Annotated in this window: 8 protein-coding genes; 4 read left to right on the top strand and 4 right to left on the bottom strand. The window is 68.1% G+C overall.

Features of this window, described 5'->3' with window-relative positions; translation table 11 throughout:
- Positions 1–150: 150 nt before the first annotated feature.
- From araD1 to DJ018_RS13800, 3 genes are all read left to right on the top strand, one after another.
- Positions 151–1,143 (top strand): AraD1 family protein, encoded by a 993-nt coding sequence (araD1, locus tag DJ018_RS13810; RefSeq protein ID WP_111515544.1) that lies wholly within the window; start codon positions 151–153, stop codon positions 1,141–1,143.
- A 103-nt stretch (positions 1,144–1,246) separates the two neighbouring features.
- Positions 1,247–2,827, top strand: a complete 1,581-nt coding sequence (locus DJ018_RS13805) for an alpha-N-arabinofuranosidase (protein ID WP_338066143.1) — start codon at positions 1,247–1,249, stop codon at positions 2,825–2,827.
- A gap of 11 nt (positions 2,828–2,838) precedes the next feature.
- Positions 2,839–4,008, top strand: coding sequence for an aldose epimerase family protein (locus DJ018_RS13800; protein ID WP_240609552.1), 1,170 nt, complete (start codon positions 2,839–2,841; stop codon positions 4,006–4,008).
- A gap of 37 nt (positions 4,009–4,045) precedes the next feature.
- On the opposite strand, the gene DJ018_RS13795 is transcribed toward DJ018_RS13800, so the two are convergent.
- A complete protein-coding gene (locus DJ018_RS13795) occupies positions 4,046–4,324 on the bottom strand; it encodes a hypothetical protein (RefSeq protein ID WP_111515541.1) in 279 nt (92 codons plus the stop codon).
- Positions 4,325–4,475: 151 nt separating this feature from the next.
- On the opposite strand from DJ018_RS13795, the gene DJ018_RS19465 reads away from it, so the two are divergent.
- Positions 4,476–4,676 (top strand): SURF1 family cytochrome oxidase biogenesis protein, encoded by a 201-nt coding sequence (locus DJ018_RS19465; protein ID WP_338066142.1) that lies wholly within the window; start codon positions 4,476–4,478, stop codon positions 4,674–4,676.
- Positions 4,677–4,706: 30 nt separating this feature from the next.
- On the opposite strand, the gene DJ018_RS13785 is transcribed toward DJ018_RS19465, so the two are convergent.
- The 3 genes from DJ018_RS13785 to DJ018_RS13775 all read right to left on the bottom strand — a co-directional run bounded on the left by DJ018_RS13785 (position 4,707) and on the right by DJ018_RS13775 (position 11,617).
- Positions 4,707–4,910: a hypothetical protein gene (locus tag DJ018_RS13785; protein ID WP_111515540.1), complete on the bottom strand. Its 204-nt coding sequence runs from the start codon at positions 4,908–4,910 to the stop codon at positions 4,707–4,709.
- Between the two features lie 1,170 nt (positions 4,911–6,080).
- Positions 6,081–9,245, bottom strand: a complete 3,165-nt coding sequence (locus DJ018_RS13780) for an LpqB family beta-propeller domain-containing protein (RefSeq protein WP_111515539.1) — start codon at positions 9,243–9,245, stop codon at positions 6,081–6,083.
- Between the two features lie 29 nt (positions 9,246–9,274).
- Positions 9,275–11,617, bottom strand: coding sequence for a TonB-dependent receptor plug domain-containing protein (locus DJ018_RS13775; protein ID WP_240609551.1), 2,343 nt, complete (start codon positions 11,615–11,617; stop codon positions 9,275–9,277).
- Positions 11,618–11,666 lie beyond the last annotated feature (49 nt).

The raw sequence follows: 11,666 nt of genomic DNA, 5'->3' as shown, positions 1-11,666 counted from the left end.
AGTCCTATGAGCGTCACATCGGACCGGAACTCAAGAGGCGCGTGCGACAGGCCTGCAACAGAGCGCGCGCGGCGATCTGATTTATAGGAGTATTTCAAAATCCAGATATCTGGGGCAAGAGGCGGGCTCAGCATCTGTAAGAGGTCGTGCATGCCCCGGTTCATCCAACTGCAGGATCAGCAAGGACGCCGTCGGTTGGCGATCGCGCAAGACGCGGGCGCCGGGCGCGAGGTGCAGGGCGTCTCGACGCTCTACGACCTAGCGATGGCGGCGCTCGCCGAACGCGTCAGCCTTGAGGATGCCGCAGCGCGCCTCGGCTTGGGCGCAGAGATCGACATCGAGGCGGAGTTCGAAGCCGGACGGGTGATGGCGCCCATCGACCATCCCGATGCGGCGCACCTGATCGTCAGCGGAACCGGCCTCACGCACCTCGGCTCGGCCGAAGGGCGGGACAAGATGCACCGCGAGGCGCAGGCGAAGGAGACCCAAACCGACTCCATGCGCATGTTCCTCATGGGCCTCGAGGGCGGCAAGCCGGCTGCAGGGCAGGCGGGCGTGCAGCCGGAGTGGTTCTACAAGGGTGACGGCTCCATCCTGGCCGGACCGGGTCAGGATCTCGTGTCCCCCGCCTTTGCTCTCGATGCAGGCGAAGAGCCGGAGATCGCAGGCGTCTACATCATCGATGCGGAGGGACAGCCGCGCCGCCTGGGCTTCTGCCTCGGCAACGAGTTCTCCGATCATGTCACCGAGCGCGGCAATTACCTCTGGCTCGCGCACTCGAAGCTGCGGCCCGCGGCGTTGGGCGGCGAACTGCTGGCTGGCGAACTGCCGGCGGACCTGCGCGGCGTGAGCCGCATCCGCCGTGATGGCGAGCTGATCTGGGAAAAGCCGTTCCTGACCGGCGAGGCCAACATGAGCCACTACCTGTCGAACCTGGAGGCGCACCACTTCAAGTACGAGATCTTCCGCCGGCCCGGCGATCTGCACGTGCACTTCTTCGGCACCGCGACCTTGTCGTTCTCGGACGGCGTGACGGTGCAGAATGGCGACGAGTTCGAGATTGCAGCGCCCCCCTTCCGCTTGCCCGTGCGCAATCGGGTGCAACAGGCGGCGCCGACGGCTGTGGACGTGCGGCCGCTCTGACCCGCACTCTGCAGCACGTGGCCCGCTTGAACGCTCAACATTAGTCTGACAATACCGAGGCCAAGCGGCGTCGCTTATGAGCGCTGCGCCTGGAGGAACACCTGTGAGCACCAAGACCTTCCTGCTGGCGGCCGCGGCTCTGCTGGCCTTGAGCAGCGCGCCGATGGCGGCGCAGGCGCAGGCGGTGCCCGTCGCCATCGACGCCAACCGTCCTGGCCCCGTGGTGAACCGGGACATCTTCGGTCAGTTCGCCGAGCATCTCGGCTACGGGATCTATGGCGGCGTCTGGGTGGGTCCTGATTCGCCGATCCCCAATGTGCGCGGCATCCGTACCGACGTGGTCACGGCGCTGAAGGCGCTGAAGGTGCCGAACGTGCGTTGGCCGGGCGGGTGCTTCGCCGACGAATACCACTGGCGCGACGGCATTGGGCCAGCCGCGCAGCGGGCGCCGGGCATCAACGCCAACTGGGGCGACGCGGTGGAGCCGAACACCTTCGGCACTCACGAGTTCATGGACTTCGTCGACCAGCTCGGGACGGAGGCCTATCTCTCGATCAACGTCGGGTCCGGCACCGTCAAGGAAGCCTCCGACTGGCTCGGCTACATGACCGGGCCGACGACCACCGCGCTCGGTAAGGAGCGGGCGGCGAACGGCCACCCCGAGCCGTACAAGGTCAAGTACCTCGGGCTCGGGAACGAGAGCTGGGGCTGCGGCGGGTCCATGCGGCCCGAGTTTTACGCGGACCAGATGAAGCTCTACGCGCGCTACGTGCGGAACTTCAATCCGGCCCAAAAGGGCCCGAACGCGATGCAGCGGATCGCGGTCGGCCCGGACGGCGCCAAGACCGAATACACCGAAACGGTGATGAAGGCCTGGAAGGAGAAGACCTGGGCCTGGGACCTCGAGGGCATCTCGCTGCACAACTACACGGTGGGCGGCTGGCCGCCGCACCTGCCGTCCACCGGGTTCGGGGAGGCGGACTACGCCACCCTGGTCAAGGAAACCCTGGGGATGGACAACCTGATCGCCACCCATTCGGCGATCATGGACAAGTACGACCCGGAGAAGAAGATCAACCTGGCGGTGGATGAGTGGGGCGCCTGGCTCGCGCCCGCGCCTGGCACCAATCCGGGCTTCCTGATCCAGCAGAACACGATGCGCGACGCGGTGATCGCGGCGCTGAACATCAACATCTTCGCGCGTCACGCGGACCGGGTGCGCTTGGCCAACATCGCGCAGATGGTGAACGTTCTGCAGGCCATGATCCTGACGGACGGGCCGAAGATGTTGCTGACCCCGACCTACCACGTGTTCCGGATGTACACGCCTTTCCAGGACGCCACCCTGCTGCCGGCCACCTTCGAAGCAGGCGTCTACCGCGCCGGCGACGTCACCCTTCCGCGTATCGACGCGGCGGCGGTGAAGGCGAAAGACGGGCAGATCTGGCTGGCGCTCACCAACCTCGATCCGCACAAGCCGGCCGAGATCGTACCCGAGGTGGCGGGCCGCCGCGCCCGAGCCGCGAGTGGCGAGGTCCTCACCGCGCCCAACGTCAACTCGCATAACACGTTCGACGCGCCGAACACGGTCGCGCCAAAGGCGATCTCGGCTCAGGCTCGCGGCGGCCGGCTAACTCTGCGGCTGCCGCCGAAATCTGTCACTGTGGTTCGGCTGGACTTCTGAGGGATCGGGTCATGAAAAGCGAAATGACGGGAATGTCTCTCGGTCTGCGGGCTGCGGCCCTGGCCAGCGTGGCGGTCCTTGCGGCGGCTCCGGTCTCCGCTGGTGCGGTGGAGCTGGCCCGCAAGCCGTTCGGACGCACGCCAGACGGCGCGGCCGTAGAAGCCATCACCCTGACAGCTCGCAACGGTGTGAGCGCCACAGTGATCACCTACGGCGCTACGCTGCAGGCACTTGTCGTGCCCGACCGGGCAGGCAAGCCGGCTGACGTGGTGCTCGGCTTCTCGGATGCGGAGGGCTACGCCAAGGCCGCCAGCTACTTCGGCGCCACCATCGGCCGCTACGCCAACCGCATCGGCGGCGGGCGCTTCAGCCTGGACGGCAAGAGCTACCAGCTGGCCCGCAACGACCATGACCTGGCCGCCCTGCACGGCGGCAAGAAGGGCTGGGACAAGGTGGTCTGGCAGGTGACCGACGCCAGCGCCGGTCCCGTCGCCTCCGTGCGCATGAGCTATGTCAGCCCCGACGGCGAGGAAGGCTATCCGGGGAAGGTGACGGCGACCGCGACGTATGCGCTTAGCGAAGCAGGCGAGCTCACCATCACCTACGGTGCGACAACCGATCGGCCGACGATCATCAGCATGACCAACCACGCCTTGTTCAACATGGCCGGGGAGGGGGCGCCCGGGGGTGCGCTCGGCAATGTCTTGACGATCGAGGGTGATCGCTACACCCCAGTGGATGCGGCGCTGATCCCCACGGGCGAACTTACGCCCGTCGCCGGCACGCCCTTCGATTTCCGCCGGCCGCGCGTGGTGGCCGAGCGGATCCGGGAAGCAAGCGATCCTCAGATCGTCCTGGGCCGCGGCTATGACCACAACTACGTGCTGAACGGCGGCAAGACCGCCAAGCCGCGGCTGATCGCTCGTCTGGCTGACCCGGCCAGCGGACGCACCCTGGAGGTGCTCAGCGATCAGCCAGGCGTGCAGTTCTACGCGGGCAACTTCCTGGATGGCACGCTGGTCGGCAAATCGGGCCGAGCCTACCGCCAAGGCGACGGCATCGCGCTGGAGCCGCAGATCTTCCCCGATACCCCGAACAAGCCGGCGTTCGGCTCCGCGCGGCTTGCGCCGGGCCAGACCTATACGAACACCATGGTGTTCCGGGTAAGCGCGGGCCGGTAAGGCCCCGCCGCACCTCTTTTCAAACAGGTCCCGCCGATCAAGCGTTGGCGGGACCGGCGTCTGCTTCCGCGGCGCGGTTGCCCCACCCCTTGTTGATGGCCAGCGCGGTGAGGGTGCAAACCGCGCCCAACAGCAGGTATGCGCCGACGGACCACAGCCCGAACGTCCTGACGAGGAACAGCGCGGCAAGCGGCGCAAACCCAGCGCCGATCAGCCACGCGGAGTTCGCCACGATGGCCGCGCCCGTGTAGCGGTGATGCGGCGGGAAGCTGTTGTTGACCACGCCCGAGGACTGGCCGAACGCCAGGCGGAGCAAGGCGAAGCCTACGATCAGGTAGAAGGTCTCGCCGACGCCACCGGCGTTCAGCAGCTGCGGGGCAAGCCGCTGTAGGCGCCGATCAGCACGGCCGAAATGCCGGGCAGCGGACGTCGCCCGACCCGGTCGCCGATGATCCCCGAAACGACGATTGCAGGGCGAGGGGCTTCATGGCCTTCCGCCAATCTTCATAGATGCGGACACCACGCCTAACCCAGGCGGGTATCCGGTCGGCGGGCTAACCGTCGTGTCATTCCGAAACGCCCACTTGGTCTATGCACTCACCTGGTTCGCTATGGCGACGCTCAATCTCGCAGGCATGGTCATCGTCTTGAGGCGGAAGGAAGTCTAACGCGCTGTGTCCTGGCCGGCCGCGGCGCAGTCAGCGCTGAGTCAGCGCGCCGGAATCCGGATCTTCCCCCTCGGCCAGGGACAACCACTGCGCGGCGGCCGCCTCGAGTTTGGCGCGCTCCTGCGGCAGTTGAGAGTTGGCGGCCTGCTTGAGCAAGCGAGCCGCATTCGCGCGGTAAAGCGCGGCTTTCTCTTCTCGGGAGGCCCCCCGCAGTGGCTGGTTCTGTTCCGTCATGGCTCACCCCAATCTCGATGTGGGGCGGCGCTGCATATGGGAGGCCATTTGGAGCCCATCCGGCCGATTTTGACGACGCGTTCAAACGCCAGCGCATTCAGAGAACAGAGGAATTTCTCATTCGTGCCGAGCGTTCAGGAATCCCGGCGTGCCAATCGACCAGCTGTTTGCCGACGTGGTCATGCGCGGGCCGCTGCAGCCCGGAGCCGGCGCGCAGCCGAGCACGGGGTCCCGCGATGGCTGTGCTATAGACGCAAGGCCAGATTGAGGATCCAGCGCGGGTGGCTGAACTCGCCCCCGAACTGCTGACCAACCTACACGGCGGACCGCTGGACACGTCAGACCAGCTGAATCCAGCCATCAGACGCACAGCTCAAACAGCTGGGACTGTGTTGAGAGCCCGACGCACACGATCTGCATACGGCAGCATATTGGAACTTCCGATAATATACCTTAGGCGAGGTAAATTGCCGAATATGCGAGGATCGCCTTTTCGCTGACTCCAGAGCGAACGGGCCATTCGCACGGGTTTATGCGGGCGGACCAACTTCGCGCTTCTGACTCTTTATCTGCGACGTGCGTTGCGAGCGGTGCTGCGTCTGTCCCCGACCCCGCTTCCTTGAAAGGTACGCGTTAGGTGGCGACCGCACGCGGAGCGCCGCGACCGCCTCGTGCTCATTCCCTTGCAGGAGGTAGAGCACGTCTTAGCTCTTGCGCCGAGGAGCCCGCCAAAGGCGAATGATCGGTTTCAGGCAGCGGCCGGCGCCTCGCCCACCTTCTTCAGTCGAAGCCCCTCAGCGCCCCTGGCGCTCAAAGAAGTTGAGGTGTTGTGCTGTTTTCAGGCGGCTCGGGCGAGATGCGGAGCCTCGCCCATGTGAAGCAGGATCGCGGTATAAACGATGTCGCTGATGACCATGTCGCGCTCATCGGCCAGCTGACGCAAACGGGCCTGCCCTGCTGAACGTCGCAACTGATAGAAGGTGCGGCTTCAGCGAAGCCGCACTCGCGTCACCTCCGTTAAGGCAGCCCTGCCATTCGTCAGGAGCAGCCATGGCCGTTCTGCTCAGGGCGGACATTCAGGCAAGCCGTCATATAGTCGGCCTGCCCTGCTGAGTGGCAGCGGGGCGAGACATGGGCTCTCCTCAAGCACGGCGTGCCTGTCACTATCCGTCAGACCTCGACAGCCCGGTAGATGCGCCGGCCGTGCGGCTGGCGACACACCGCGTCCACGCAGCAGGCGGCGCGGCTGTCCGCCACCCATTCGGCCTCGTGCCAGAAGGGCGTCGGCCCGGACTGCGCCGCCAGCTGGATCGCCGGCGTCGGCGGTTCGGCCTGAGCGTTGGCGGCCCCGCCGAACGGCCCGAGGATCCTCGCCATGTCGAAGACCTCGCCGTTCTTGATCACTCGGCGGACGGCGGCCGCATCCTCGATCCGCTGCAGCGGATCCCCCTCGCAGACGACAAGGTCGGCTAGCATGCCCTTGGCGATCACCCCCAGGGGCTGGCCCAGGTACTCGCCCGGGATGGAGGTGGCGCACATCAGCGCCTCATGGGGCGCCACGCCGTAGCGGACCATCCCCCGCAGGTTCATGTGCAGGGACAGGCCGTTGAAGTCGATGGGCGAGTCCGTGCCGGCGATCACCTGCGCCCCGCCGGCCATCAGGGCCCGCAGGTGCGCCACGTTGCGCTCCAGCACCGCCAGCGCCGCGCTGGCGTCCGCGCCTTTCAGCTGGTCGGCGCGCTGCACCAGCCGCGCATATTCCCAGGGCGGATAAAGCGCCCGCGTGCGCGGATCATCCACCAGGGAGCGGTCCGTCCCATACAGGGCCGAGCTCTGGAACAGCGTCGGCGTGCGCCGCGCGCCCGCGGCGTTGAACAGGGCGGTCACGTCCTCGTAGGACGCGCCGGTGGCGCTCACCGTCCTTGGATAGCCCAGGCGGGTGGTGGCGCCGATGTGCTCCATCCCGTCCTGCCCGAAGGCCAGCGACGGATAGTGGTAGTGCGAGGTCACCGGCATCCCCTCGCTGTGCGCCCACTCGATCACCCGCCGCTGGCTCTCGAACGGCAGGCGCACATACGTCTTGATCAGGTCGTAGCCGAGCGCCTTCGCGCGGGCGAGCTCCAGCTCCAGCTGCCCCGGCTCGGTGACCGGCCGCATGAAGTTGTAGAAGATCCGCCCGCCGTCCACCGCCTCGCCGGTGGCGAAGTAGCGCGGCCCCACCCGGGTTCCGGCGTCGAGCGCCTCCCGGTCCTCCACCATGTGGTAAGCTGGCGAGCCGGGCGAGCGGGTGGTGGTCACCCCCAGCGACAGCCACAGCCGGCCCTCCCGGTCGCCATAGGCGTAGCCCTGCATCTGTCGATGGGTGTGCATGTCCATCAGGCCCGGGATCACCGTAGCGCCCGAGGCGTCCACCACCTGCGCGCCGGCCACGGCCGAGCCGGCCGGCAGCAGGTCGGCGATCCGGTTTCCTTCGATCACCACATCGACGCCGGAGCGGACCTGCGCTCCCTTGCCGTCCCACACGCGGCCGCCCCGGACCACCTTGCGCTCCCTTGGCCTGGCCGCGGCCCAGGTTAGACCGTGCGGCACGGTCCGCGGCGCCCCGCCCGCCGCCGGGATCAGCCGCAGGGCGCCGTTCGACAGGTAGAGGATCTGCCGCCCGTCGCCGCTCCAGCTCGGCGCGTCGGTGACCTCGTTGTTCAGGGCTACGGGCGTTCCGGCCAGCTTGCCGCGTGCGTCCACCGGCGCGACGTAGAGGCGGCTGGCGAACACGAAGGCGAGGCGGGCGCCGTCGGGCGAGAACGCCGGCCCGTCGTCCCCCCGCGTCACCAGGGAGCGGTGCGGCAGCACGGGCTCGTACGTCCCCTGCCCGCTCGCCACGTCCACCGTCAGAATCTCGCTCAGGCCCTCCCGATAGCGTGCCGCGTAGGGTTTGAACGCCGCCATGGCGATGGTCTTGCCGTCGGCGCTCCAGCTGGGGCGCCCCGGCTCCCACAAGGCGCCGAACACCTGCCGGACCTGCCCGCTCGCGACTTCGACCACGTGCAGCGATCCGTTCTGGTCCAGGAAGGCGATGGCGCGGCCGTCCCGCGACCAGGCGCCGGACACCGCCGCGTCCTTGTGGCGGGTCAGCTGGCGTTCGGCGCCGCTGGCCATGTCGCGGACCCAGATGTCCAGCTTGCCGCCCCGGTCGGTCGAATAGGCGAGACTCCGCCCATCCGGCGACCAGGCCGGATCGCAGGTCCAGAACCCGTCGTTCACCAGCGGCCGGGCCTTGTCGCCGATGTCCAGCAGATAGAGGCCGTTCAGCGCCCGGAACACCACCTGCCGCCCGTCCGGCGACAGGGCGGGGCTGCCGATGCCGACCACCGGCCGCCGCCCGGCGCCGTCGTAGTCGCGCAGCGGCTTGCGATAGTCTGCCGTCTTCACCGGCACGGCGGCGGAGAACGGGATGGATCGCGCCTCACCCGACCGGCCCCGGCGCAGGATCTTGCCGTCGGCGGCGTAGATCAGCTCGCCCCCCGCCAGCCACGTGGCCCGAAAAGGGAAGATGTCCCCGCCGCTCGCTACGGGTCCGGTCGCACCCCGCAGCTCGGTTCGGCCGTTGCGCAGGGTCCAGTAGACGATGTCGCCGCCGTCCGGCGTGAAGGCCGGGCTACGGAGTTCCGCCGGGTTGAACCGGTCGGCCGACGGCGTGACCTTGGGGCCGGGGCTCACCGCCCCCGCCTCGTCCGCCACCTCGATGCGCGTGCGGTCGACGGCGTAGGCGATCCTGCGGCCGTCCGGCGACCAGGCCGGCTCGGCCGCCTGGCCGTCCGGCCGGGCCCACAGCCGGCTCTGGCCGCTGGCCAGGTCCAGAACATGAATCGCATAGCTGCCCGACTGGTCGGAGGCGTAGGCCACCCGCCGGCCGTCCGGCGAGACCCGCGGCTCCCGGCAATCGAACGGCCCGCGGGTGTGCTGGACGAATCCCGAGCCGTCCGCCCCCACCGAGCAGACTTGGAACACCCCGTCGCGATAGGCCTGGAAGACCAGCCGCCGGCTGTCCGGCGTCCAGTCCGGCTGAGCCGCGTCCGCAAGGTCGTCGGTGACGCGCCGGGCTGCGCCGCCGTCGATCGGCAGGGTCCAGATCACCCCCAGCAGGTCGAAGGCCAGGGTTCGGCCGTCCGGCGACGGGGCCACGGCGATGTTGGTGCCTTCGCGGATCGTCACCGCGCCGGCCGGAAGCTGCGGCTGGGCCTGCGTCTGGGGCGTCAGCGCACCAGCCGCCAGGCCGGCGCCCGCGGCCGAAATCACGCGGCGCCGATCGACGCCGCGCTTGGACAAGTTGGACATCGGGATACTCCGGGAACGGGGGCGCAGGGTCAGAAGGTCCAGGCGAGGCGCGTGTAGTAGAAGCCGCCGCTGATCCCCCACGGGGCGTACTGGTTCCAGAAGGAGAACGGCGGGTTGCCCCGGTTCGCGGGCCGGATGGTGTCCGGATAGACGTCGAACAGGTTGTTGGCGCCCACCGTCAGCCTCAGGCGCTCCGTCAGGTCGACGCTGGCGTCCAGATCAACGATCAAGGTCGGCGAGACCGTCTCGTCGTTCAGCGGGTTGGCCACCCGCTGTGTGATCTCGCCGAAGCGGGTGAAGCGTGCGGTGACGTCCAGCCGGTCTTGCACCCAATTCACCGACAGGATCTCCTTGTCCCGCGGCGTGCCGACGGTGAAGTCGCCGATCTTGATGCGGTCGACCAGCACCAGGCCGGCGGCGGCCAGCTCGGGTGGTGGGGCGGTGATGCGGTCGAACTCGTTCTTGGTGTAGTTGGCCGTGAAGGTGAAGCGCAGCCGGCCGTCCCCAACAGTCATGGCGTAGTCGCCCACGAAGTCGACGCCTTGCGTCGTCGTGTCGGCCGCGTTGGCGTAGTAGAACACCGCCTGTTGCGGGTTCAGGCCCTGGCTGGCCAGCGCGTTGCTGACGACCGTGTTCGGCCCCAGCGTGGCGCTCTGCATGATCCGGTCCTTGATCTCGATCTGGTAGACGTCGAGGGTCAGGCTCAGGCCCGGCAGCGGGCGCGACACGAAGCCCAGCGAATAGCTGGTCGAGCTTTCCGGCTCGAGCGGCTTGGCGCCCAGGGCGATGGCCGCCGGGTTGTCCGGCGGCAGCAGCTGCACCGGATAGAGCACCGTGCCGGTGGGGAACGAGACCCCGATGGTGCTGGACGAGCCGTAGTGCTGCTGCTGCAGCGACGGGGCGCGGAACCCCGAGGAGACGGTGCCGCGCACCGCGAAGTTGCGGATCGGCTCCCAGCGGGCCGAGACCTTGCCGGTGGTGGTCTCGCCGAAGTCCGAATAGCTCTCGTAGCGGCCGGCCAGCGAGACTTCGAAGTTGTCGGTGATCGCCTGCTCGACGTTGATGTAGGCGCTCTTGTTGTCACGCGAGAACTCGCCAGCAGCGAAGGGCGGGAAGCCCGTCACCCCCTGCGAGCCGCCCTGCGTCACCTGCCCGGCCAGCGGCGCGCCCACCGGCGCGCGGTAGCCGCCGTTGACGTAGGATGCCAGCTCGCCGGCCTCGATGGCAAAGGTGTCGTCCCGGTACTCGAGACCCATGGCCAGGAACAGCGGCTTGGCCAGCCCCACCTCGAACTCGCGGTTAAGGTCGAAGTTGGTGGTCCACTCGTCGAACGTCAGGGTGCCCAGATAGAAGTAGGTCGGGCTTTGCGGGCCCAGCGAGGCGTTCAGCGAGTTCTCGTAGTAGCCCACCTCGTTGCTGCCGTAGGTGGTCGACAGGTCCCAGTTGAAGGACAGCAGGTCGCGGCCCCGCACGCCGGCCGCCACCTGGTAGTCGCGATCCTTCAGGAACAGCCGCGGGGTGTAGCCGTCCGGGTAGACGCTGACGTTGTTGTTCAGGGAGTTGGGGTTGCGGAAGGTCAGATAGGCCGCCGAGTTGCGGCTGGAGACCGTCCCGAAGGCGTAGAAACTCAGGTCGCCTACGTCCGCGCCGGTGTTGAAGCCCAGCGAATAGAGCTGCACCTGCGGCTGTCCGGGGTGACTGGTCTCGCGGTTTGCGGACGCCTCCCGCGGGTCGGGCTGGCCGTTCACCGGGAAGTAGAGCTGCGTCTGGTTCGGCGTCTTGTAGCCGCGGTCGGTATGATTGGTGGTCCGCGCGTCCAGCGTCAGGTTCAGGTAGCCGGTGTCGCCGAATCCGAAGCCCGCATTGGCCGAGGCCTGGGCCGTCTCGCCGTCGCCCTTGCCCGTCAGCCCGGCCAGCGCGGTCAGGGCGCCGCCTTCGGCCCCCTCCTTCAGGATGATGTTGATCACCCCGGCCAGCGCGTCGGAGCCGTATTGGGCGGAGGCGCCGTCGCGAAGCACCTCGATCCGCTCGATCGCGGCCGAGGGGATGAGGTCGAGGTCCGGCGGCGACTGGCCGTTCTGGGTCGTGCCGTTGACGAACAGCACCGCGGTGTTGTGGCGGCGCTTGCCGTTCACTAGCAGCAGCGTCTGGTCGCCGGACAGGCCGCGCAGCGACACCGTCTTGAACGCGAAGCTGGCGCCGGCCCCCGAGTTCGAGACGTTGGCGGACGGCACGAAGGTGGCGATCAGGTCCCGCGTGGACTGCTTGCCGCTCTTCTGGAGTTCTTCGGCCGACAGCACGTCGATCGGCGCCAGGCTGGTTGTCACCGTCCGCGCCGTCGAGCGCGTGCCGGTGACGATGACCTCGTCCACGGCGGAATCTTGAGCATAGGCGTCAAAAGCCGAAAGCATAGACGAAGCA

This window comes from Phenylobacterium deserti (assembly GCF_003254705.1).
Taxonomy (GTDB): Bacteria; Pseudomonadota; Alphaproteobacteria; order Caulobacterales; family Caulobacteraceae; genus Phenylobacterium; species Phenylobacterium deserti.
This window is presented reverse-complemented; position numbering and strand designations above follow the sequence as displayed.

Bases quoted from the DNA above. Each gene is read 5' to 3' on its own strand.
- DJ018_RS13800 (WP_240609552.1), top strand. From the start codon at position 2,839: ATGAAAAGCGAAATGACGGGAATGTCTCTCGGTCTGCGGGCTGCGGCC.
- DJ018_RS13785 (WP_111515540.1), bottom strand. From the start codon at position 4,910: ATGACGGAACAGAACCAGCCACTGCGGGGGGCCTCCCGAGAAGAGAAA.
- DJ018_RS13780 (WP_111515539.1), bottom strand. From the start codon at position 9,245: ATGTCCAACTTGTCCAAGCGCGGCGTCGATCGGCGCCGCGTGATTTCG.
- araD1 (WP_111515544.1), top strand. From the start codon at position 151: ATGCCCCGGTTCATCCAACTGCAGGATCAGCAAGGACGCCGTCGGTTG.